The following is a 22,403-nucleotide window of genomic DNA, read 5'->3' as shown; positions in this document are numbered from 1 at the left end:
AACTCCTATATTTATTGCAAAACTATGGATAAAACGGAGGTGTAAATTTTGAATGATTTCACAGTAGTGCTTATCAAATTTATTTCATGTATTATCGCATTCAGTATTGGACTCGCTTTATTTTTCCCTGCAACGTTCGTCCAAATTATTTCTTTCAGTCTTTTTGTAACAATCGTATCTTATATGTTCGTTGATAAAATTATTTTGAATCGAATTGGCAATACTGGTGCCATTATGTCGGATTTCTTACTAACATATTTAAGTGTATGGATTTTCGGTAATATTTTATTAGACAACTATATGCAAATTGCATGGGGAAGCATCCTTTCTGCGATCGTCTTCACATTATCTGAAGTAATCGTCCATCGCTTCTCTAACTCCCGCACAAGACACCACAACGATAATATTCATATTAATCGCCGTTTTGCATATGGTACGGAATTTGCTGAAGAACAGAATATATTGGATAAAGATAAGAAGAAGTAACATTTTGATGCAGGAGCGCCCTTTTTAATTATGTGGTGCTCCCTTTTTCATATTTTCATTATGGTACGTGAAATTATATCGACTTATCGACATGATTTCTTCTAATAAAAAACTGCCTCTTATTTAGAGACAGTTTCTTTCAAATCTTTTAACGTAACAACATTAGCAAACGCTCCAAACACTACGTTATGATGCTTCACAATGTCTTCAGCACGTAACACGTCTGTATGAAACGTACTATGTGCATCACTCACTAACGTAACTTTATATCCTTCACTAAACGCTCTTCGCGTTGTCGTATCTACACAGTACTCTGTTTGCATACCTGAAATGATAACATGTTCAATTCCTTTTTCTTGTAATACTTCGTTTAAGTTCGTCTTATGGAATGAATCTGGTGTCGTCTTTTCAACGATACGATCCCCTTTTTGCGGAGCGATCGCATCATGCACTTTCCAGCCCTCTGTACCTTTTTCTAACGGATGATCTTTTGGTCCGTTATGTTGTACATAAATAACTGGAATATCATTAGAACGACACTCCCCAATAAGTTCTTGCAATATTTCTAAAAACTTCTCCCCGTTATGTACTGGCATTCCCGCTGTATACATACCTGCTTGCACATCAATTACTATTAAAGCTTTTTTCATTTCGCGCAGCTCCCTTTGTATATATTCCATCATCCAACAATCTTCTAATTTCCCCTCATGCAGCTCATGTTCCTTTAACATCTTCACCTTTTTAAATCCGCATTTTTCATAACATTTTATTGCACGTTCATTATTAACTTTCGGATCCATTGCGATTGCTTCTGCTCCCGTGTTCTCCATAATATATGTAATTGCTGCCTGAACGAGTTTCGTCCCAATTCCTTTTTCCCAATAAGTTGGCTCACCGATAAATTGATCCATTCCCCATACATTTTGAGATTCTTCATAGCCATATAATGCTTTCCACTCAGAATCAACTGGATACATTTGAATATAACCAATCGGCATATCATTAAACTCTATTACACATCTTTTTTCATGACTATTGGGATTATGTATGAAATGATTCAGTACCATCTCTACAGATTGCGGATTATCTCGCCCTTCGTAATACTGCAGTACTTCTGGGTCCGTTAACCATTTTGAAATGACCTGTGCATCCTCTTCTTTTACGTACCGTACCGATACATGATCTTTTTGAAATAGCATATAATACCTCTTTTTAATTATTTATATTTTTCCTTGTTGTGAAATCTTTCATTGCACCTATTAATGCGTATGGTAACAATGTAATCGCAAAAAATGCTGTAAATACATTAAAATGAGGAATTTCATATGGAGTGAACCATTCCGTGAAAAATTCAGAATGTAAAATTCTATTTAAAAACTCTCCACCTGGCTTAAAATTTGGTGCCCATCCTGTAATCTCACAAATAATAAAGTGAAACTTTAATCAGGGGGGGGGCGTCCCCCCCCCCCACTGATTATTAGTTGAACCAATCGGACTTTTATGGGCAGTTGATCCCCCACCTAAATTCTTTGCTTTTCCTGGATTTTGAGGTGGGGGTCTTACTGCCCATTAAAGCGGGATAAATAGTAATTGGACAATTATAAATGCCCCTAGATAGCGAAACCATGTCCGTTTCCAAATTGGCTGCGCCTTATTTAATTCATGTTCCATATAGCTCCCACCTTTTTATTTCCACCCTATTAATTATACACTTTTTACAGTTTATTTGTTAAAATTTTCTATATAATCATACATGCTGGAGGAATTCATTATGTCTAATCCTATACTTAAATCAACATTAATCATTCTTAGAGGAAACTCCGCAAGCGGTAAAACAATAATCGCAAAGCAACTACAAGAACATTTCGGACAAGGGACACTTTTAGTATCACAAGATGTTGTACGTAGAGATATGCTTAGAGTACACGATACGATGGGCAATTTATCACATGATTTACTATATGAAATTACAAAGTACGGAAAAGGGAAATGTGAGTTTGTTATTTTAGAAGGTATTTTAAACAGTCGAAGATACGGTGAAATGTTGAAAGAGTTAATACATTTTTTTGAAGGAAACGCCTATACATATTACTTTGATTTATCATTAAAAGAAACGATTCGACGACATAATACAAGGGACAAACGACATGAATTTGGTGAGGATTCCCTACAAAAATGGTATAATCCGCACGATACTATTAAGGTTGCCAGAGAAACTATTTTTACAGATAATTTCACGCAAAAAGACATATTTGATGCGATTCTTACTGATGTTGCGATACAAAAATAAAAGCCAGTCTCAATTAAGAAAACTGACTTCTATCTAGTTTACTATATTATTAAAGAATTTTAACTTTAACAGTTTGCCTTCCCCAATTCATAGCTTTACTTTTTGAACCCATTAAAACATCAATACGATTTCCTTTAATGGCACTTCCAGTATCACCAGCGATAGCTTCTCCATAACCTTCTACCCATACTTTAGATCCTAATGGGATTACTTTCGGATCAACCGCGATAATTCTCATATTCGGATTAGCCGTTAAATCATGCCCCATCGCAGTTAAAACGCGTCCACCATATGTACCATTCTCACTCGGATCAGCAGTATATGCTGTCGCCACCACCGTTAATTCACGTTTAGCAGACTGCGTGTTATTTTTAGACTCTTCTTTTGTCTTTATTGCTTCTCGGGCTTTTGCTTCTTCCTTGGCCTTCGCTATTTCTCGTGCTTTCGCCTCTTCCTTAGCTTTGGCTATTTCTCGTGCTTTCTCTTCTTCTTTAGCCTTCGCTATTTCTCGTGCTTTCTCTTCTTCTTTAGCCTTCGCTATTTCTTGCGCTTTCTCTTCTTCTTTAGCCTTTGCTATTTCTTGCGCTTTCTCTTCTTCTTTAGCTTTGGCTACTTCTTGGACTTTCACTTCTTCCTTAGGTTTTACTACTTCTTGGACTTTCACTTCTTCCTTAGGTTTCGCTACTTCTTGCACTTTCACTTCTTCCTTCGGTTTCGCTACTTCTTGCACTTTCACTTCTTCCTTAGGTTTTATTGTTTCTTTTGCCTTTGTTATCTTCTGTGTTTTAGCTTCTTCCTTAGCTTTAACCGATTTTTGTACTTTCGCTACTTGCTTCGTTTTCTCGTCAGCCTTTTTTTCAATTGGTGCTTTACTTGATAAGAAAGAAACATTTACATAAGCTGTTTTTCCCTTATACTCAAATTGTAGCCATCCGTCTTTTACTTGCTTCGTTGATTCAATTACATCATCTTTTTTCAGTCTGCCAAGAATTTTTGATTCTGTGTTTGATTCAGAACGTACATTTAACAAATCTGCTGTTACATGGTAAATATCTTTTGTAAACTCCGAGCTTACAAATACTTCTTTACCATTTAACTCAATTTTTGACCAGCCATCTTCAGTATTTATGACTTTTAATTCTTCCCCGTTTTTTACTTTTTCGATAACTTTTGATTCCGTAGTCGGTTTTTCACGTACGTTGAGTACATCTGCTGTTACGATCGTTTCTGCAGTAGCAGTTGTAGTAAATGCTCCCAATCCGAAAACAGTTGCTGTTGCTGCGCCAATTACTTTTTTCATATTAACCTCCATTATATTTTTTGAATTCTATCAAATACTCCCATTAAAATAAGAGATTTAATGAAAGCATTCGCAACAGATATATTAATACGACTTAATATACTGTTATTAAAACTCCTTACTCCAATACTATCAAATTCTTATTTCTAATTCTATATATTATAACTTTCTATATCCCCTATAAACGTTTTATCCCCTTCTTCATACTTAATAGTTTTCTTTCAATTACTAAAACATATATAAAACCAACCTATCCTCAATATAGCCAAAAATACATATATGATATGTTACGACTTAGTAATGAGCGTACCAATGAACTTTTAATACATTACAACATTCAGGGAATCTTACATTAGATGGAGCGTGTTTTACTGAAAACAACGGTTATGGTAGTGTAAGTAATAGTGTTAAAGACAATCTTTCTGACGAACAAAAAAAATTTTAGTTTGGAGGAATACTATGCCAAAACTATATTGTAATTATTGATCCGAACAACATCCCCTCGCGCAAAATTTTACTAAATATAAGTTTTACATCCAAGAAAATTTGTGAGATTGATGGATTACCTGGGTTTTGATTAAATACATATCACTATAAAAAGGCTGTGCTCTATATGACGCACAGCCTTTTTCTTTATTCAAACGATCCTCTTCTTCTCTAATAAGACTCTTCCTATATTAAAAATAAATGCGATAAAAAATATAGTTGCGCCCATTAAAAATGCTAAATTATAACTACGAATTATTCCTTGCTGATATTCCTCCTTTACTTGTTTGTAAATTTTTCGCTCTCCATCAGATTTTAATATGATTTGCTGTTTTTTATTTATCGCTTGCAGTACTTCCCCCCTTTCTAAATTTGACAAATCACTTTTTTTAATCACAGTTACTACTTCCCTATTTACCTTCTCTTTTTCAACTAATAATTGATGATTCAGAAACATCACAAGTATCGCAACCCCAACAATACTTCCAACTGTTCTTGAAATATTACATATACTTGCAGCAACACCTGATTTTTCAATAGGCACACTTAAAACTGCTGTTGTTGTATATGGCGCTAATGTGCAACCTGTTCCAATCCCAACGATTATTAATCGCCAAATATAATCCCATGTAGTAAAGTTTGAATCTATTTGACTAAATAAATATGATGATATGATAAATGTTAGTAGCCCTACACTACCTATTAATGAACTCCCCTGCTTTGCTGCAATTGGTGTTACTATTGCTGTAACAAGCATTGAAACAATAGCTAGTGTGCTAATGATTAAACCTGACTGTAATTCTGACATACCTCCTACTTGAACGAAATAAAAAGCAAGTATAAACAAAAAGTTCATTAATCCCATTCCAACAAAGAATAAAGAAAGATTCGAGAGTGCGAACTCTTTATTTGTGAATAATTTTAATGGCAACATTGGATTTTCACTTTTCTTTTCAATGATAAAAAACAATTTAAATCCTATGAGTGAGAGCATAAAAAGAAGTATTAAGCTTATCATGCTTAAATGATTTGTATTTACTTGTATGAGTGCATATACGAGTAAGCATAGTGCAGATGCAGAAGTAATCATACCTGCCCAATCTATTTTAGAGCTTGCAGCATGATCATACGATTCCTTAATACAAAGAATCACGAAGATAAGAGATAAAATACCAACTGGTATATTAATAAAAAACACCCAACTCCAATTTAATTTGTCAGTTAAAACGCCTCCAAGTGAAGGGCCAATCGCCGCTGCTAATCCCCCAAAAGCTCCCATGACGCCTCCTATCATACCTTGTTTCTCTTTCGGTACTAAATTAAGGCCTAATGGCATAGCAACTGGTACGATAACTGCGGCAGAAAGTCCTTGTATTACCCTAAAAGCAACTAATGTATGAAAAGAAGTGGCTATACCGCACATAAATGAACTAATAGAAAAAAACAATAAACCAATAATATACAGTTTCTTGCGACCAAACTGATCCGCCAGACGTGCTGCAATTAATAAACACGATACAAAGGCAACATTATAACTATTAGCAACCCAAGAAATTGTATCAATTGAAGTATGAAATGTCTTTGTCATTTCTGGTAATGCGATATTCACAATATTTGAATCTAAAATTGCCATAAAAAAACCTGCAATTAAAGCTATTAATGCAAATATATTCCTCATTTCTGCCACCCTTATTCGTTTTATTTATTTAAAATCCCATTCATAAATAAATTTACACATGTCTCTATATACTCTTCTAACTGAATTTCTTCTTCCGATATACTTACATTCATAATGTATAAAAACAGTTGTCCATAAAACATATTCGCTATCAAACGGTAATTACAGGTGGAAATGTGTCCCTTCTCACCAAGTTGCTTTAAATATTTTTCTAAGTGATTCACTAGATGTGAATTTAACTCATGTAGTAATGTTTTCATTTCACTATTTTGTCTTGATTCTATTAACGCAGCCCAAATATAGTTCAGCTTTGGCAAATTGGTTTGAATATATGTTTCTGCTACTTTTGTAAGGTCCTTATATAAATCACCCGTAAATTGCTCTTCTATTTCCTCTAACAATGCGACTGGTGTCGTCCGCAAAATAATACTCTCCCTAAAAAGATTTTCCTTATTTTTAAAATTACGAAATATCGTTAATTCGCTTACCCCCGCTTTTTCTGCCACTTCACGAATTGTTGTCGCTGTATACCCCTTTTCCCCGAATAATAAAGTAGCAGCTTCCATAACTTTTTCTCGTGCTGTTAATTTCCCCATTTTTATTCCTCCATTCAATATGTAAGTAAGTAATTACTAACATATTATCACAAAAGAAAAATGAAAGTAACTAGTTACTTTCATTTTCTGGAATTTCATTATCTAACTTCTAGAAAATAAAAATTTCTCAAATATTAACAAAGCGTCTCATTCCCAAGTTTCCAGCTAAACCATCTCCCATGCCCTTCCGTTTCTCCAACCGTTTCACGATATTCGTTTCCGTTAATATAATAATCAATATGAAGGTCCCGGTCCCACATGTTGTTATAAAGATGGAATACATCACGATTTGCACCTATTTCTTGGATTTGTTTTTCCAGCTTACGTTTTACTTGTTCTGGTATTTGATTGGCGACGTGTGTATGGAAAATGCAGATAACAGCATCTCTACTTATTCGTTCAATAATAGATGGTAATAGCTCCACGCCGTCTCCTTCTACTAATTGAACAGATTCATTTTTCACTAAAGATGCAGCTTGGTCAAAGAGTTCAAGCCTTTCCTTATGTTCTGGCCAAACAAGTGCACGTAGCCATAAATAATCTTCGTTACTATGTAAATCATTTACATGTAAATCTAGTCCGATTCTTTCTAAGACAGGTGGACTTTCTTTTAAAAGCTGAGGCACATTCTCCCCTCTTATTTCAGAAGTTACATGTACATTCGAATTTATATTTCCGTAACTTTCACCTGTACCGTACGAATAGCTATATTGGTCCCAAAATAGTTGTAATCCAGAACTTGTCCCAATCTCTATTAAAGCTAACGGTTTATTCACTTTGTTAAATATGTAATTGAAACTTGGATATAAGTACGCACATCGTCTTACTTCATTCGTTTGAACAAGTTTCGTTTGTAATAAGGTAATAATTTCTTCTCTGTACATTTTACAGAAATCTTTAAAATGATGAAAAGCTTGATCTAAATCCGTATTAGCACTTTCAACTAAGCTACTATAATACGTTTTCAGATGATGTTCTTTCCCTGCTAGTAATAAATAATGTACGGCACCTAATAATAAGTTTGGGACTGGTTGACCTGCTTGAGCGTAGGAAGATAGTGTAAGTACTTCCTCATCTTCAGCTATTTTTATTGCTAAGTATTCATATAAGTCACTTGACCCTTTACATTCCTTTATTGAAAAATTTCGAAATAAGCTTGCGACTTGTTCTTGTGTACGCATGTGTATCCCTCCTTTTAACTTTCAGAATAATCATACAATAAACAGAGCAAAAAATTCCACAAAAAGGTATCCTTTCTACCCGCTTTTGGATACGTAAGCTTTTTCGAGATAATTTCAAACTGTAATTTTTTTCTATTTATCACCTTAAAAGAGCTTGTTAAATAAGATTTTTGGCGAATAAAACGTTAAATAGTTTAAAATTATCAGATAACACTAGATATTTTAGTCTATTAATTATTATAATAGAGTATGAGATGGTTATACAATTGAGACAAAAAAGGTAAATACCTAGGTGGGGCCTAGGCGGTGTTTTCTTTTTACGGCTTAGATACAGTAAACACCTACTCTTTTTTGCCAATATAGGGGATGGAGAGATTATCATGAGCAACATGCAGCAAAAAACAGACGTTATCTTAATTGGTGCAGGAATTATGAGTGCAACGTTAGGCTCATTGCTAAAAGAATTAGCACCTGAATGGGAAATTAAAGTTTTTGAAAAACTCGCAAGTGCTGGGGAAGAAAGCTCTAACGAATGGAATAATGCAGGTACAGGGCATTCTGCGCTATGCGAACTGAACTATACTTCCGAAAAATCTGACGGATCTATAGATATTAGTAAGGCTGTAAAAGTGAATGAGCAATTCCAGCTTTCAAGACAATTTTGGGCATATCTTGTAAAAAGCAAATTAATTCGTAATCCACAAGATTTTATTATGCCTCTACCTCATATGAGTTTAGTACAAGGTGAAAAAAATGTTGAGTTTCTAAAAAACCGTTTTGAAGCGCTTTCAAAAAATCCACTGTTTCAAGGAATGGAATTTTCCGATTCTCCTGAAACATTAAAAAAATGGCTTCCACTCATTATGGAAGGTCGTACATCTAATGAGCCTATGGCGGCAACGAAAATTGACTCTGGAACAGATGTTAACTTTGGTGCATTAACACGAATGTTGTTTGATTACTTAAAAACGAAAAATGTCGAGCTAAACTACAAACATAGTGTCGAAAACATTAAACGCACGAAAAATGGTTTGTGGGAAGTGAAAGTACACGATATGAATAGTGGTAAAATTGAGCATCACACTGCTAAATTCGTCTTTATCGGCGGCGGTGGCGGTAGCCTACCCCTACTTCAAAAGACTGGTATCCCTGAATCAAAACATATTGGTGGATTCCCGGTAAGTGGACTATTTATGGTATGTAAAAACCAAAAAGTTGTAGAGCAACATCATGCGAAAGTATACGGTAAAGCTAAAGTTGGCGCTCCGCCAATGTCTGTACCTCACCTTGATACGAGATATATAGACAACAAAAAAGCTTTATTATTCGGACCATTCGCAGGGTTCTCACCTAAATTCTTAAAAACTGGCTCAAACCTTGACTTAATCGGTTCTGTAAAGCCGAATAACGTCTTAACGATGTTAGCTGCTGGTGTAAAAGAAATGGGATTAACAAAATACTTAATTCAGCAAGTTATGTTATCACATGAAAAACGTATGGAAGAATTACGCGAATTCATTCCGAACGCAAAAAGTGAAGATTGGGATATTGTAGTTGCTGGTCAGCGTGTACAAGTAATTAAAGATACTGATGCTGGCGGTAAAGGAACACTTCAATTCGGTACAGAAGTTGTTAGTGCGGCTGATGGATCAATCGCAGCGTTACTAGGTGCATCACCGGGTGCTTCTACTGCCGTTCATGTTATGCTTGAAGTATTAGAAAAATGTTTCCCAAGCCGAATGGTAGAATGGGAAGGAAAAATAAAAGAAATGATTCCTTCTTACGGCATTTCATTAACAGAAAATCCAAGATTGTTCCAAGACCTTCACACTTCTACAGGTCGTACACTTGGATTAAATGAAAAAGAAACAGTTCATAATTAATGAAGAAATAAAAACGTCCGAATATATCGGACGTTTTTTGTTACTAAAAATTATATTTATCAATATTATCCTTTGTAAATACGACTCGTTCTGGTAGTACGATAATTCCGTTTCCCTCTGCCTCATAATCATATCCTTGAATGGAGTTTGGCTCTACTTTCACTTTTCCAATTCCTTTTACTTCAAAGCTATCCCCTACTTTTAACTTCTTCCCTTTTACAACAATTTCATTTGCTACATAAGTTGCGAGTGCACCTTGTTGTTTTACGTCCCATAACCCGAATTGTTGTACAGTTCCTCGTTTTACGTAATCACGCATAACGTTTGGTGTAGAGAAGCCAGTTACGACAACCTTTTTATCCATTTTTAAATTTTCAGCTGCTTGTGCCATTGCCGGAAGTGCCGTTGCATCTGGACAAATGACTGCATTAATATCAGGATACGTTTTTAAAATATTCTCCCCTACTGACAGAGACTTTTGCGCATTATTTTCACCGTACTGCGTCGTTACAATTTCCCAGTTCGGATATTTCTCTTTAATAATTTCTTTCGCTTTCGTTACCCATTGGTTTTGATCTGTTACTGTTGGGCTAGAATAAAAAAATGCTACTTTCCCTTTATCTCCAATTTGCTTGGAAGTCATTTCAATTAATAAGTTAGCAAGTTGGTCTGGTGTTCCTTGGCTTATATAAAAGGAACGATCTTTCGGATTTACATCAGAATCCCAAGTTAACACAGTCATACCTTTTTTCTTAGCACGTTGCAGTGATTGCGATAAACCATCAACTGACGTTGAAGAAACCATAAGTGCATCATAGTTTTGATTAATGAAATTGTTTATATATTTTACTTGCCCAGAAACACTTGCTTCAGAGGGGCCATCATATTTCACTTGTACGCCTAGTTTATCCCCCATTTCTTTTGCTCCTTCACCACCTGATGTAAAGAATCCAACTCCTGTTAATTTCGGGATAAATGCAAATTTCACATCATCCGCTTTTTTCTTATCTGCGGTTTGACTAGAACAGGCGATTAAACCGATTAAACAAATACATACAATGAATACAATCCCTAGTTTTCTCTTCATGACATTTCCCCCTTATGCAAATTCTTTCTTTTCCCCAGTGTGAATTGATGTAATTTGAAATGTCTCATAATAACTGAAAGAATAAGGATAATACCAATTACTACGTTAGATTGTTCATTTGTTAAACCCGTCATTTGCAAGCCATACTGCATGAGTCCAATGAAAATACTCGCCAGTACAGTACCGATAATGCTTCCTTTTCCCCCTGTAATAAGTGTCCCGCCTAATACGACTGCCGTAATGATTGGTAAAATTGTTTCACTTCCCATATCAGCACGTGCCGAACCGAAATAGGCAGTTAAGAAAGTCCCCCCTAATCCACCTCCTAACCCGGAAAGCATGTAAGCAATGATGACTACTTTCTTCGTCTTAATCCCGGTGTATTTTGCTGCATTTTCGTTCGCACCTGTTAATTTTATATGGCGTCCGTATATAGTTCGGTGAAATAATACAGCACATAAAACTGTTAATACGATCAGTAGCCATAATAAATTCGGTATTCCTATAAAACTACCATTTGCCAGTTGTACAAATACGTCAGGTAAACCACTTATCCCTTCATACCCAGAAGCACCTGCTCCTCCTGAAATGACGAGTGCAATTCCTCCGTATAAAAACATCGTTCCGAGTGTAACGACGAGTGGTTCGACATCTGTCATTTTTATAATGAGTCCGTTTAAAGCGCCTGATAGGCAACTAATTATTAGGGCGATTATGACAGCAAACAAAATAGGTATTTCGTTCAGCCAAAGTACACCGATCAAAATTGAAGTAAGCCCCATTATTGAACCAACCGATACATCAATTCCTCCTGTTACTATAACGAAAGTCATTGGTATCGCCGCAATTGCGATAAATAGGAAATCATTTGTACTAAAAAGGAGATTACTAATATTTAAGAAATCACTATTGATTAAACTAAAGAGAATGAATTCTATAAGAAGCAATACAATTAGAACACCTTCCCATCTGTATACATACTTCATAGATTCATCCTCCTTTCGGCCTTCCACTTTTTCATAACACTATCCAGTATGATGATAAGTAATAATAAAAAACCTGAAATAGCATTATTCCAAAATGCTGGTATTTTTAGAAAGACGAGTGAACTGCTTATTGTTTCTAAAAATAATGCTCCTAATGCAGCTCCAAATAAAGATCCTGTTCCTCCTTTTAAATGAATGCCTCCTAGTACAGCGGCTGCGATTACTTGTAATTCTAATCCTGTACCCGTTTGATTTGGAATGAACCCGATATTCATAACAAATATGCAACCAGCGAGTGCAGCACTTATGCCTGAAATTATAAACGCACATATCTTCACTTTATTAACAGGTATACCAATAAGTCTCGCACCATCTTCATTATCACCTACTGCATAAAAGTATCTTCCAAATGGCACTTTCCTTAAAAAGAAGTATAGTAGTAGTAAAATAATAAGAACGAACCATACAGTTATAGGTAAACCAAGAATGACGATAGATGACAGCTGCTTAAAATCGTTTGGAATATCTTCAATCCACTTCCCGCCTGTGAAAATTAACATGGCACCTCTAATAATTCCTAACATGCCTAATGTCATAATAATGGCTGGTACCCGAAACTTCGCAACGCCAACTCCGTTTACGAAACCAATAATAGCGCCAAGTGTAATAGCAGCAAATATCGACAAGGATGCACTATATTCATTCGTTAGCAACATTCCGCAAACTGCTGCACTTAACCCCATGCTTGAACCAACTGATACATCTATATTTTTCGTAAATAAGACGAACGATTGGCCGATTGCTAGCACGACTAAAATAACGCTTGATTTCACCATTAAAGATAACGAGTTAAATTGAATAAAACTAGGATTTATCATTCCTACAATAGCTATATAAATTAGTAGTAACGTTATGATAGACGTTTCGTGAATTTTTAACATGCGCTTCATTCCGTTACACCTCCGTATGCAAGACGTGTAACTTCATCTACATTCATATTTTGTTTCTCTAAATGAGAAACAAATTGTCCATTTCGCATTATATATACACGGTTTACTAATTGAACAATTTCTTCAACATCTGAAGAGATTAATAAAATTGCGAGTCCTTCTCTTTTCATTTTTTCGATCGTCTCATACACTTCAATCCTTGCTTTCGCATCAATTCCGCGTGTCGGTTCATCAAGAATAATAATTTTAGGATTACATGCGAGATACTTTGCAAGCACGACTTTCTGCTGATTACCTCCTGATAAAGATGCCAGTTCTTCATTCATATCCTGTACAACAATTCGGAACTGTTCTATAAACGAATTAACTAAAGCGCTTTCTTTTTCTTGATTTATAAAAAAGCGATTATTTTGCTGTAAACTTGCTGCTGCAATATTTTCTTTAACAGAAGCCATTGAGAAAATTCCATTCCTCGCCCTATCCTCCGGCACATAAACTAGTCCTTCGTCTAGCCTTTTATGCAAAGAACATGTATCAATTGATTTCCCATCTAATAAAATAGACCCTGTTTTTACAGTTTTCAATCCAAATATCGCTTCTGCTAATTCCGTTCTGCCCGATCCAACAATGCCAGCAATACCTACAATCTCACCAGCATGTACAGTGAATGAAATATTTTCGAATGCGTGACCATTTATATCAATCACTTCTAATATTTCTTTCATCCTTGTGGTCTCTTGAACTACTTCTATTTTCTCTTTCTGTTTATACCCTTTTGGCAATAGTCCCTCCATCAGCATGTCATATGTATAGTCACATACATCTCCTTGACTTACAATCATTCCATCTCGTAGTATTGCTACTTTGTTGGCAATTTCAAAGATTTCTGGAAAGCGATGCGTAATATATATCATTCCAATTCCTTTTTCTTGTAAACTTTTCATCAGCACAAAAAGACTCTTAATTTCGTGAGTTGTTAATGTCGATGTTGGCTCATCTAAAATAAGAATCTCGGCTTCCCGTATTAATCCTCTAACGATTTCTACTAACTGTTGCTGCGCAATGGATAGTGATCCTCCTAGTTCTTTAAGGTCAATATCCCACCCTAAACTGTCCATCAATTGCTGAATCTTTACTCTTAATTCCTTTTTCTTCCCTTTTAGTCCGATATATATATTTTCTTCAATAGTCATATGCGGAAAAATGAGTGGTTCTTGCGGTATTAAATAAATACCTTTTCGATGTGCTTCTGACGGATTTGAAAACTGTTGCTTCGTTCCTTTTACATACATTTCTCCACTATCATACGAATATAACCCTGTTAATATTTTCATTAATGTTGATTTTCCAGCACCATTTCCACCAACTAAAGCGTATATATCGCCACGCTCTACTTGTAAGTTCACTTCTTTTAGCACAAGTTGATTTGAAAACGCCTTACTCACTTTCTTTACTTGTAATAAGGGTATGCTCTCCACATGATGTCACCTACCTCTATTCAGAACATTTTTTGAGAAAATGATTATTTGTTCTACTTGTTTTGTAGCATTGTATATTCCTTTTTTCATATCTAGAACACTTTTTTCACCAGACAATTAATCGTTTCAACTGGAATAAACAAAATATGTGGCACATATGTTTAAGCAGTGGTCAATTGTTGAAAGGGATGAAAAGTATGACTCAGCTGAACTTTGAAGAAAATTTATTAACGAAAGTAGCTTGGTACTATTATAAGGACCAATTAACACAACAGGAGATCGCTTCACTTCTTCATATTTCAAGAAATAAAGTCGTCCGGTTATTAGATAAGGCGCGGAGTGAAGGTATCGTTACATTTCACGTAAAAGGGACTGGTTTGCACTGTTTAAGTATTGAGCGTGACCTAATGAAAAAATTCCACTTAAAAGATGCTTTTATTATCCCGACCCCAGTAAACAATTATCACGATTCTCTCGGAAAAGCTGCTGCACAATATTTAGAAACTCAGCTCCAGCAAGGAGATTTACTCGGTATTGGCTGGGGAGAAACAATTAGCAAAATGCTAGAAAACATTCATTTCGAAAGTTCTATTAATCTCTCAATCGTAACGTTAACAGGCGGAGTAAATCACTATCTCCCGAGAAAACAAAACTATTTACATTACATGCAAGGTGATCTTCACATTATCCCTACGCCGTTTCTAGCGTCTACAACCGAAATGGCACAAAGTATTCTATCAGAACCGAGTGTAAAAGATATGCTTCATGTCGCTTCACTTGCTCATACGGCTGTTGTTGGGATTGGTGGGCTATCTCAAGATGCAACGATTGTAAAAGAAGAAAAGTTAACGCTACGTGAGATGACATATATTCGTAGTCAAAACGGAGCTGGCGATATTTTAGGGCAGTTTTATAATACGAATGGGGATTTATTAAACCTCCCGCATCATAATCGACTAATTGGTACGCCACTCTCGATTCTACGTAAAATGAAGCATGTCATTGGTGTTGCTGGAGGTACTGAAAAGATAGATGCAATTTATGGTGCCTTAAAAGGAAAGTTTATTCATACATTAATTACCGATGAGGAAACTGCCCTCTCCTTATTACGAAAGGATGGTGATTGTTAATGTCCAATTTATTAGCTTTCGATGCTGGTACAGGAAGCATACGAGCAGTTCTTTTTGATTTACAGGGTAATCAAATTGCAGTAAGTCAAAAAGAATGGATTCATAAATCTGACCCTCGTTATTCAGGCTCTATGAACTTTGATGTAATAGAAAATTGGAAGCTTGTACAACAATGCACGAAAGAAGTTTTACAAAGAAGTAATATCTCGCCCTCTTCCATTCAAGCTATTAGCGCTACTAGTATGCGAGAAGGTTTTGTTTTATATGATAAAAATGGGCAAGAAATATGGGCGTGTGCAAATGTTGATGGGCGTGCATCCGCGGAGGTTAGTGAACTAAAAGAAATTCGGTCACATCTTGAAAAAGATTTATATACAAAGTCTGGTCAAACTTTTTCATTAGGTGCTTTACCTCGCCTACTTTGGATAAAAAAACATGAACCCGACGTCTATAATTCTATTCACTCTTTTACAATGTTAAACGATTGGATTTTATATAAACTAAGCGGCGTGCTGCAAATTGATCCTTCAAACGGTTGTACGTCTGGAATCTTTGATTTACAAAATAGAAATTGGGATAACGATGTAGCTAAAGAGTGTGGTATAACTTTACTATTTTCGCCAAAAGTAAATGAAGCTGGCACTGTGATTGGTAATGTTACAAAAGAATGTGCAGCATTAACTGGATTACGTGAAGGAATTCCTGTCGTAGCCGGGGGCGGAGATGCTCAAATGGCATCACTCGGAACTGGAGTCGTAAAACCGAATCAAACATTAATATGCGGAGGTAGTTTTTGGCAACAAGAAGTGAATGTTACTGAGCCAATACCAGATCCACAAGCTGCGATTCGTATAAATTGTCACGTCGTACGTAACCTATGGCAATACGAAACGATTGCCTTTTTCCCAGGCCTCGTTATGCGCTGGTTTCGAGACGCTTTTTGCCAAGAGGAAAAGAAACTTGCTGACAAACTCGGTGTAGATGCTTATGAATTATTAGAAGAACAAGCGAAAGACGTACCTGTCGGCTCACATGGCATTATCCCTACTTTTTCAAACGTTATGAACTACATTTCTTGGCGTCATGCCGCACCTTCTTTTTTAAATTTAAGTTTAGATGCTGACAAATGTGGAAAAAAAGAGCTATTCCGTGCTATTGAAGAAAATGCCGCCTTCGTAACACTTGGAAACTTACAATTAATAGAAAATCTAACTGGTCTATTCCCTTCTGAAGTTATTTTTGCTGGTGGTGCCGCTAAAGGAAAACTATGGCCACAAATTTTATCAGACGTCCTTGGTATTCCTGTAAAAGTACCTGTTGTGAAAGAAGCAGCTGCTTTAGGAACTGCGATTGCTGCAGGAGTTGGTGCTGGCATATATGCATCTATGGAAGAGACTGCCGAACAGTTTGTACAGTGGGAGCAAACATTCGAACCAGTTACTGAAAATCACGAACTATATAAAGAGTTCTATGAAACATGGAAAACTGTATATGACAGTCAGCTCGCTTTAGCTGATAAAGGGCTCACTTCACATATGTGGATTGCGCCTGGTGCACTGTAACACATTACATAAAGGAGTGGAATGTATGTTAAAAGCGAATGAAAATGACTTCTCCTATCGCTTCGGTGATAACGGGCCGAAATATTTAATACAAGGTCCGAATATTGATCTTGGCCTTGTTGTCATTCAGCCTGGGCAAGAGTTTCAAAACCATTATCATACGACGTGCGAAGAGGTCTTTTATGCATTAGAAGGTGAAATAGATTTCTATGTAAATAACGAAAGAGTTCCAATGAAACAAGGTGATGTCCTGCAAGTTCGTCCTCATGAATCTCACTATCTTATTAACCATTCTGACAAACCTTTTAAAGCGGTTTTTATAAAGTCACCACATTTACCAAATAAAGATACTGTTCAAACGGAAAATCCAACATTAACGAAGGAGTGATTTTGAATGACTTGGGGATTTAAAAATCGATTAAATACAATTTTACCTGATGGCAGAGCGGTTATGTTAGCGATAGATCACGGCTACTTTTTAGGACCAATTCACGGGCTTGAACAACCACTTGAAACAGTTAAAAACTTACTTCCTTACACAGATTCCCTCTTTTTAACTCGAGGCGTACTTAGCTCCTGTATTCCTGAAAACTGCAGCACACCGATGGTTATGCGTGTATCAGGCGGAGCTACTGTCGTCGGTAAAGACTTAGCAAATGAAACAATTGTTACACCTGTAAAAGAAGCAGTAAAACAAAACGCAATTGGCGTCGGTGTTTCTGTTTTCATCGGATCAGACTATGAAACACAAACCGTATCAAATCTCGCAAATGTAGTTTCAGAAGCACACGATTATGGTCTGCCAGTACTCGGCATTACCGCAGTTGCAAAAGAACTGCAAAAACGTGAAGCACGCTTTCTAGCACTCGCTTCCCGTGTATGCGTTGAAATGGGTGCTGACATTATTAAAACGTATTACTGCGAAGGATTCGAAAAAATCACCAGCACTTGCCCTGCCCCAGTCGTAATCGCTGGCGGTCCAAAACTAGATTCAATTGAAGACGCATTAAACATTACGTACAATGCACTGCAAGAAGGCGCAATTGGCGTCGATATGGGCAGAAACATATGGCAATCTGAACATCCTGCTGCGATGATTCAAGCGATTCATGGTATCGTGAAAAATGGATTGAATGTGAAAGAGGCATTGGAATTATATAATGATGTGAAAAATTAAGGTGAGAGATAGACTATTACACTTAAATAAATAAAAAATCAAGATTTACTATAAGGAAAAGCCCATACCTAACATATGGGCTTTCTTTGACATTTCTTATTATTTCAAATTTGGCCAGGTCTCTACAGATCGCGCACATTCCAAACAATCTCACCGCGTTCGCCAAACGTACTATGATGTCGCTTAAATCCTAACTTCTCTAACACCCGAAAAGACGCAGTATTCCAAGCGCCTACAGTAGACCATAGTCTTTTGCGCCCCGTAGCAATCGCAGCCTCCAATACCGCTGATGCTGCCTCTGTCGCATAACCCATGCGATGAGCACTACGGAACAACTCGTATGCAATCTCCGGCTCTTCAAGCGTGGCTCGACCGATAATTAAGCCACAGTATCCGATGAAATCCCCTTCTTCTCGCCTACGTATAGTAAGAAGAGAAATGCCATTTTCAGTTGCTTTCTTGCGCATTTCGATAAGAGAGCTACGAACAGATTCAATGGTTGGCATGTCCACACCACGTTCACCAATTAATTGTCTCAGCCAGACTGCATCTGATTCCTCCCACATATTCAGGTCGAGTCGTTCCGTTTTTAGCTGGAATGCCATATCTTTAAAAACAGCTGTCATAGCGGTAACCTCCTATTAATTTCACTGTACTACTAATAGTTTCGTACTTTACCATATGGGATACCTGCTTGATTCATACATTATTATTATTTTATGCATAAGCAATTTCTTTGCAAAATAGAACTTGTTTTCAAACTTCATTTTAAGTCTACAATATTTGATTTATAAATGATTTTAAATTAACACTTAATACTTATATTTAAAAATGTATTGCCCTTTCTTTTTTTTGTTAAAATAAAGAAAAGGAGGAATGATTATGCAACGAATGAATTTTGAACGCCCTACTGATTATTACGATGAAAGATTATATACTATCGATGAAAAAATTTGTGCCCTATTAAAAGAACGGAAAGAACTTTCAGGTGGTGATCCAGGTTTTCCACATGATGAAGCTATTTATAAATGGGCAAAGCAATACGGATTTTATCCAGATTATCTAAATTCACTTTTCTCATCCATGATGGACGAAGGGGAATTTAAACCTCGCGTTGAACCAACTGCATTCCCAAAACATATACCGGTTTTTAAAACATATGAACATAATGGTATCATGTATACGGTAACTTTTATTCGGCAATACGCAAATGCTAGTGTAGTTTATTTATATAGCGATTGGGATTCCACTGATGAAGTTTTCAATGAAAATAAGCCTCATAGTTTCTTCCAATTATCAATAGATAATACATATGACTGCTGGCCAGAAGGTGGTGGCGGCACTGATGGACATTTTAGTCATCATTTCGTTATATCTCCTGCCCTTCCTGAGAATTCGTCTGGAATAAGCTTACGATTTAAAGAACTCAATATGCCGTTTAGGAAAGATCAAGCTGTGCTTGAATTTGAGATTCAATTGGATTAAAAAGAGCGTAATCTAGCTGGAAATTAGACTAGATTACGCTCTTTTAGTTGCTAGTTATGTAGTATATGAAATTTATATCAACGATTTTCCCAATATATAGGCTCTTAGAAACGAGATATCGATTTACCAACAACATTAGACACTATTATTTATGTAACACCCACTCCATTAACACGATTGCCGATTCAATACGTTCTTTCGTATCCCCTAAAAATAATTTATGAAGGAATGCTTTCAAATGAATTGGCTTATTCGGCAGCGTTTGAATATACCTTAAAACAGATCCCGCTGGCGGTGTAGGTTTATTATTAATAGCCCATATCCCTTCTAACAATGTCCAAGTTGAAGTATGAACGATGTATGAAGCTTTTAACTCATCATTTGCTTTCAAAGCAGACTGAATTTTAATGAGCGAACTATGTAACCAATGAGAAATACTTTTCACTTTGTCGCTAGAAACACGATAGTTTTCAAATTCATATGCAGCTATTTCCTTTAACTTTTTTAGCTCACCGCTTTTATCAAACAAAATTTCCCCTTCTAAAAATGAGTATAGTTCCATCGGATTGTTTTGAAAGTTTACTAGTATTTGATTAACACCCGCATACTTATATTCAACTAAAATTTCTTCTCTCGTTTCAGAATGAAACTTCTTCTTTTGTCCGTCTTCTAAAAGAATATATAAGTCTAAATCCGAATCAGGATATGCATCACCTCTTGCGACAGAACCGATAAGCATACATCCAGTTACCTTATCTATTGATAAGATTTCAGCTACTATTGTTTGCACTAATTTTTTATGTTGTTCATGTTTAATAGATGTCTGTGCTTCTAACATTTGTAACCTCCAAACATTTTTTTCACTTCATTTACCTCCATTTAACGAAACAATAAAACATATATCACATCCATATTTTACTATAAATCAAAAAAGAGGATATTTGTTTATTCCTAAACAAATATCCTCTACCTTTACATACATATATATTACGACTGTTGATAAGCCGCTTTCGATGATTTTACATAATAAACTGCGTGATCAACGTTAATGATATGATCTGGTTTTGGTTTCCCACGACTCGCTCTATGCCCTGCTAAATGTTCTTCGCTTGTTTCCCAGTTTTTCCATGCTTCTTCAGATTCCCAGCGAATCATAACGACAACTTCTTCGTCGCCGCGTCTTACTTTTTTCACAAGAACACTCAAGTCGATGAAGCCTTCAAATTTTTCAATAATACCTTCGCCAGTGAAACGTTCTACAACTATATTTGATGTACCTTCTTTGACTGTAAATGTTTTCGTTTCGATAAACATATATTCCACTCCCTCTTTTTAATACGAATACTAGTATTCTTCTATTATAGTTGATTATGATAATTATTTTCAATTAAAAAGTTTTAATTGTTTGAATTATGCTATTTTCTCTTCAACAGCTTCATCTAAAAATTTGAAATATGGAAGGAATATTCCTATTAAAGAAGTAACACATATAATCGCACCGATGATAAAGTAAAGTGATCTTACTCCCCACATTTCACTTAGTATGCCTCCTAATAACACACCTAACGGCATAGCGGATCGTATGAAAAATAAACGCACTGAAAATATTTGTCCTGTCATATTGTTTGGTACTGTTTGTTGGCATATTGTTGTGTTATGAACATTGAAAAATGAAATACAAATCCCTGCTATTACTTCAACTATTATTGCAATGATAATGCTATGATTGAACCCTAGAGAAATGTATGTTAGTCCTCCTATAAACAATCCACCAAGCATGAGTATACGCCGGCTTTTATATGTTACTTTTCCGACTAGTATTGATCCAATTACATAGCCAAACGGGAAACCAGCCATAAAATAACCAAACTCCGCATACCCTGCTGACAGCTCATCTTTTATATAAGGAAGGTTTGTAACTAGCGTAACCCCAACTCCAAATTGCACGAAAGTAAGAAAGACACTGAGCCAAACGATAACTGGTTTTGTGAAAAAATATGTAAAACCGTGAAGAAACTGTTCTAGCCACGTTTTCCGAATGGATTGTGTTGTTCGCTTTTCTTTTATATAAAGTAAAAAAGCGCCACTAACAAATAGACAAATACATACGAAAGATAGTGTAAGTTCTACTCCAATCAAATGAATGGCCACTCCGCCTAATATTGGTCCAAGAAACATCATAAGTCGAGCCATCCCATCAATATATGCATTTGCGTCTTGAAGTTGTTCTTCATTTACAATGCTCGGTGTAATTGCTTGACTTGCAGGTGTATACAGCGGCGTAATAAGCCCGATTATAATTTGTACGATATACACATGCCAAACTTCTATACTACTAGTAAGTAACATGACTAACGGTAGTAAGAAAACGGAAGCTCGCACCCATTGCGAAAAAATCATAATCCACTTCCGGCTCCATTTATCAATAAATGGGCCACTTATTAATTGCAGTATGAGTGATGGAATGAAATATAATAACCACATACTACTTAAAGCCATTTCCGATCCTGTTAACTCATATACTAGAATTGAATTACATAACGTTCCGAAAGCCCCTCCTAATTCTGAGATTGCACTACCAATCCACATAAAAAAGAACGAACGGTTTTTCAATACATGTTTCAATTTCACACACCAACTTTTCTTTT

At 36.0% G+C, this 22,403-nt stretch carries 22 protein-coding genes and 3 pseudogenes; 9 read left to right on the top strand and 16 right to left on the bottom strand.

Features of this window, described 5'->3' with window-relative positions; all coding sequences use genetic code 11:
* Positions 1-48: 48 nt before the first annotated feature.
* Entirely contained in the window at positions 49-486 is a 438-nt protein-coding gene (locus MR070_RS12175; protein ID WP_000997706.1) for a YndM family protein, read from the top strand.
* Positions 487-605: 119 nt separating this feature from the next.
* Here MR070_RS12175 and MR070_RS12170 read toward each other — a convergent pair whose 3' ends face one another.
* The 4 genes and pseudogenes from MR070_RS12170 to MR070_RS12155 all read right to left on the bottom strand — a co-directional run bounded on the left by MR070_RS12170 (position 606) and on the right by MR070_RS12155 (position 2,157).
* Complete coding sequence (locus MR070_RS12170) at positions 606-1,136, bottom strand: cysteine hydrolase family protein (protein WP_242261409.1); 531 nt, start codon at positions 1,134-1,136, stop codon at positions 606-608.
* Between the two features lie 21 nt (positions 1,137-1,157).
* Positions 1,158-1,685 (bottom strand): annotated as a pseudogene (locus MR070_RS12165) (GNAT family N-acetyltransferase); the annotation flags it as partial.
* 13 nt (positions 1,686-1,698) lie between these two features.
* A pseudogene (locus tag MR070_RS12160) lies at positions 1,699-1,917 on the bottom strand (YfzA family protein); the annotation flags it as partial.
* A gap of 138 nt (positions 1,918-2,055) precedes the next feature.
* Positions 2,056-2,157 carry a YfzA family protein gene (locus MR070_RS12155; RefSeq protein ID WP_396021586.1) on the bottom strand — a complete coding sequence of 34 codons (102 nt, stop codon included), beginning with the start codon at positions 2,155-2,157 and terminating at the stop codon, positions 2,056-2,058.
* Positions 2,158-2,257: 100 nt separating this feature from the next.
* On the opposite strand from MR070_RS12155, the gene MR070_RS12150 reads away from it, so the two are divergent.
* The gene (locus tag MR070_RS12150; RefSeq protein WP_044793574.1) at positions 2,258-2,776 is read left to right on the top strand and encodes a kinase; all 519 of its coding nucleotides are present in this window, start codon (positions 2,258-2,260) and stop codon (positions 2,774-2,776) included.
* 49 nt (positions 2,777-2,825) lie between these two features.
* Here MR070_RS12150 and entB read toward each other — a convergent pair whose 3' ends face one another.
* Complete coding sequence (gene entB / locus MR070_RS12145; protein ID WP_242261397.1) at positions 2,826-4,076, bottom strand: cell wall-binding protein EntB; 1,251 nt, start codon at positions 4,074-4,076, stop codon at positions 2,826-2,828.
* Between the two features lie 478 nt (positions 4,077-4,554).
* Between entB and MR070_RS12140 the strand changes: the two are divergent.
* A pseudogene (locus MR070_RS12140) lies at positions 4,555-4,653 on the top strand (GNAT family N-acetyltransferase); the annotation flags it as partial.
* 60 nt (positions 4,654-4,713) lie between these two features.
* Here the strand turns inward: MR070_RS12140 and MR070_RS12135 are convergent.
* From MR070_RS12135 to MR070_RS12125, 3 genes are all read right to left on the bottom strand, one after another.
* Positions 4,714-6,240, bottom strand: a complete 1,527-nt coding sequence (locus MR070_RS12135) for an MFS transporter (protein WP_242261396.1) — start codon at positions 6,238-6,240, stop codon at positions 4,714-4,716.
* Between the two features lie 20 nt (positions 6,241-6,260).
* Positions 6,261-6,836 (bottom strand): TetR/AcrR family transcriptional regulator, encoded by a 576-nt coding sequence (locus tag MR070_RS12130; RefSeq protein WP_000517415.1) that lies wholly within the window; start codon positions 6,834-6,836, stop codon positions 6,261-6,263.
* Positions 6,837-6,970: 134 nt separating this feature from the next.
* A complete protein-coding gene (locus tag MR070_RS12125) occupies positions 6,971-8,017 on the bottom strand; it encodes a DUF2332 domain-containing protein (protein WP_242261395.1) in 1,047 nt (348 codons plus the stop codon).
* Positions 8,018-8,397: 380 nt separating this feature from the next.
* On the opposite strand from MR070_RS12125, the gene MR070_RS12120 reads away from it, so the two are divergent.
* The gene (locus MR070_RS12120) at positions 8,398-9,900 is read left to right on the top strand and encodes a malate:quinone oxidoreductase (protein WP_242261394.1); all 1,503 of its coding nucleotides are present in this window, start codon (positions 8,398-8,400) and stop codon (positions 9,898-9,900) included.
* Between the two features lie 43 nt (positions 9,901-9,943).
* Here the strand turns inward: MR070_RS12120 and lsrB are convergent, their stop codons facing one another.
* Genes lsrB through MR070_RS12100 form a run of 4 tightly spaced genes read right to left on the bottom strand, consistent with a single transcriptional unit; the run spans position 9,944 to position 14,401 of the window.
* Complete coding sequence (gene lsrB / locus MR070_RS12115; RefSeq protein ID WP_000823631.1) at positions 9,944-10,987, bottom strand: autoinducer 2 ABC transporter substrate-binding protein LsrB; 1,044 nt, start codon at positions 10,985-10,987, stop codon at positions 9,944-9,946.
* The gene (locus MR070_RS12110; RefSeq protein ID WP_138321812.1) at positions 10,984-11,973 is read right to left on the bottom strand and encodes an ABC transporter permease; all 990 of its coding nucleotides are present in this window, start codon (positions 11,971-11,973) and stop codon (positions 10,984-10,986) included. The genes lsrB and MR070_RS12110 overlap by 4 nt, the downstream gene beginning before the upstream one ends.
* Positions 11,970-12,923, bottom strand: a complete 954-nt coding sequence (locus MR070_RS12105) for an ABC transporter permease subunit (RefSeq protein ID WP_242261393.1) — start codon at positions 12,921-12,923, stop codon at positions 11,970-11,972. The genes MR070_RS12110 and MR070_RS12105 overlap by 4 nt, the downstream gene beginning before the upstream one ends.
* Complete coding sequence (locus MR070_RS12100; protein ID WP_242261392.1) at positions 12,920-14,401, bottom strand: sugar ABC transporter ATP-binding protein; 1,482 nt, start codon at positions 14,399-14,401, stop codon at positions 12,920-12,922. Before MR070_RS12100 ends, MR070_RS12105 begins: the two co-directional genes overlap by 4 nt.
* Positions 14,402-14,598: 197 nt before the next feature.
* On the opposite strand from MR070_RS12100, the gene MR070_RS12095 reads away from it, so the two are divergent.
* The 4 genes from MR070_RS12095 to lsrF are packed head-to-tail and all read left to right on the top strand — an operon-like array spanning position 14,599 to position 18,270.
* Complete coding sequence (locus MR070_RS12095) at positions 14,599-15,531, top strand: sugar-binding transcriptional regulator (RefSeq protein WP_242261391.1); 933 nt, start codon at positions 14,599-14,601, stop codon at positions 15,529-15,531.
* Positions 15,531-17,093, top strand: coding sequence for an autoinducer-2 kinase (lsrK, locus tag MR070_RS12090; protein WP_242261390.1), 1,563 nt, complete (start codon positions 15,531-15,533; stop codon positions 17,091-17,093). Before MR070_RS12095 ends, lsrK begins: the two co-directional genes overlap by 1 nt.
* A 25-nt stretch (positions 17,094-17,118) precedes the next feature.
* Positions 17,119-17,481, top strand: coding sequence for a cupin domain-containing protein (locus MR070_RS12085; RefSeq protein WP_000909989.1), 363 nt, complete (start codon positions 17,119-17,121; stop codon positions 17,479-17,481).
* 6 nt (positions 17,482-17,487) lie between these two features.
* Positions 17,488-18,270: a 3-hydroxy-5-phosphonooxypentane-2,4-dione thiolase gene (lsrF, locus tag MR070_RS12080; protein WP_138321804.1), complete on the top strand. Its 783-nt coding sequence runs from the start codon at positions 17,488-17,490 to the stop codon at positions 18,268-18,270.
* A 122-nt stretch (positions 18,271-18,392) separates the two neighbouring features.
* Here the strand turns inward: lsrF and MR070_RS12075 are convergent, their stop codons facing one another.
* The gene (locus tag MR070_RS12075; RefSeq protein ID WP_044792864.1) at positions 18,393-18,896 is read right to left on the bottom strand and encodes a GNAT family N-acetyltransferase; all 504 of its coding nucleotides are present in this window, start codon (positions 18,894-18,896) and stop codon (positions 18,393-18,395) included.
* 256 nt (positions 18,897-19,152) lie between these two features.
* Between MR070_RS12075 and MR070_RS12070 the strand changes: the two genes are divergently transcribed.
* Positions 19,153-19,755 (top strand): hypothetical protein, encoded by a 603-nt coding sequence (locus MR070_RS12070; RefSeq protein WP_242261389.1) that lies wholly within the window; start codon positions 19,153-19,155, stop codon positions 19,753-19,755.
* A gap of 145 nt (positions 19,756-19,900) precedes the next feature.
* Here MR070_RS12070 and MR070_RS12065 read toward each other — a convergent pair whose 3' ends face one another.
* The 3 genes from MR070_RS12065 to MR070_RS12055 form a co-directional block, all read right to left on the bottom strand.
* The gene (locus MR070_RS12065) at positions 19,901-20,593 is read right to left on the bottom strand and encodes a nucleotidyltransferase domain-containing protein (RefSeq protein WP_139895296.1); all 693 of its coding nucleotides are present in this window, start codon (positions 20,591-20,593) and stop codon (positions 19,901-19,903) included.
* Positions 20,594-20,742: 149 nt separating this feature from the next.
* A complete protein-coding gene (gene hmoA, locus MR070_RS12060; protein ID WP_000469503.1) occupies positions 20,743-21,069 on the bottom strand; it encodes a heme-degrading monooxygenase HmoA in 327 nt (108 codons plus the stop codon).
* A gap of 96 nt (positions 21,070-21,165) precedes the next feature.
* On the bottom strand, positions 21,166-22,380 hold the full coding sequence (locus MR070_RS12055; RefSeq protein WP_242261388.1) for an MFS transporter: 1,215 nt from the start codon (positions 22,378-22,380) through the stop codon (positions 21,166-21,168).
* Positions 22,381-22,403 lie beyond the last annotated feature (23 nt).

Origin of the sequence: Bacillus cereus group sp. BfR-BA-01453 (assembly GCF_022662915.1) — a bacterium.
Classification (GTDB): Bacteria; Bacillota; Bacilli; order Bacillales; family Bacillaceae_G; genus Bacillus_A; species Bacillus_A paranthracis.
This window is presented reverse-complemented; position numbering and strand designations above follow the sequence as displayed.

Excerpts from the sequence above, each read along its gene's own strand:
- MR070_RS12170 (WP_242261409.1), bottom strand. The coding sequence starts at position 1,136 with ATGAAAAAAGCTTTAATAGTAATTGATGTGCAAGCAGGTATGTATACA.
- MR070_RS12155 (WP_396021586.1), bottom strand. The coding sequence starts at position 2,157 with ATGGAACATGAATTAAATAAGGCGCAGCCAATTTGGAAACGGACATGG.
- MR070_RS12150 (WP_044793574.1), top strand. The coding sequence starts at position 2,258 with ATGTCTAATCCTATACTTAAATCAACATTAATCATTCTTAGAGGAAAC.
- entB (WP_242261397.1), bottom strand. The coding sequence starts at position 4,076 with ATGAAAAAAGTAATTGGCGCAGCAACAGCAACTGTTTTCGGATTGGGA.
- MR070_RS12135 (WP_242261396.1), bottom strand. The coding sequence starts at position 6,240 with ATGAGGAATATATTTGCATTAATAGCTTTAATTGCAGGTTTTTTTATG.
- MR070_RS12130 (WP_000517415.1), bottom strand. The coding sequence starts at position 6,836 with ATGGGGAAATTAACAGCACGAGAAAAAGTTATGGAAGCTGCTACTTTA.
- MR070_RS12125 (WP_242261395.1), bottom strand. The coding sequence starts at position 8,017 with ATGCGTACACAAGAACAAGTCGCAAGCTTATTTCGAAATTTTTCAATA.
- MR070_RS12120 (WP_242261394.1), top strand. The coding sequence starts at position 8,398 with ATGAGCAACATGCAGCAAAAAACAGACGTTATCTTAATTGGTGCAGGA.
- lsrB (WP_000823631.1), bottom strand. The coding sequence starts at position 10,987 with ATGAAGAGAAAACTAGGGATTGTATTCATTGTATGTATTTGTTTAATC.
- MR070_RS12110 (WP_138321812.1), bottom strand. The coding sequence starts at position 11,973 with ATGAAGTATGTATACAGATGGGAAGGTGTTCTAATTGTATTGCTTCTT.
- MR070_RS12105 (WP_242261393.1), bottom strand. The coding sequence starts at position 12,923 with ATGAAGCGCATGTTAAAAATTCACGAAACGTCTATCATAACGTTACTA.
- MR070_RS12095 (WP_242261391.1), top strand. The coding sequence starts at position 14,599 with ATGACTCAGCTGAACTTTGAAGAAAATTTATTAACGAAAGTAGCTTGG.
- lsrK (WP_242261390.1), top strand. The coding sequence starts at position 15,531 with ATGTCCAATTTATTAGCTTTCGATGCTGGTACAGGAAGCATACGAGCA.
- MR070_RS12085 (WP_000909989.1), top strand. The coding sequence starts at position 17,119 with ATGTTAAAAGCGAATGAAAATGACTTCTCCTATCGCTTCGGTGATAAC.
- lsrF (WP_138321804.1), top strand. The coding sequence starts at position 17,488 with ATGACTTGGGGATTTAAAAATCGATTAAATACAATTTTACCTGATGGC.
- MR070_RS12075 (WP_044792864.1), bottom strand. The coding sequence starts at position 18,896 with ATGACAGCTGTTTTTAAAGATATGGCATTCCAGCTAAAAACGGAACGA.
- MR070_RS12070 (WP_242261389.1), top strand. The coding sequence starts at position 19,153 with ATGCAACGAATGAATTTTGAACGCCCTACTGATTATTACGATGAAAGA.
- MR070_RS12065 (WP_139895296.1), bottom strand. The coding sequence starts at position 20,593 with ATGTTAGAAGCACAGACATCTATTAAACATGAACAACATAAAAAATTA.
- hmoA (WP_000469503.1), bottom strand. The coding sequence starts at position 21,069 with ATGTTTATCGAAACGAAAACATTTACAGTCAAAGAAGGTACATCAAAT.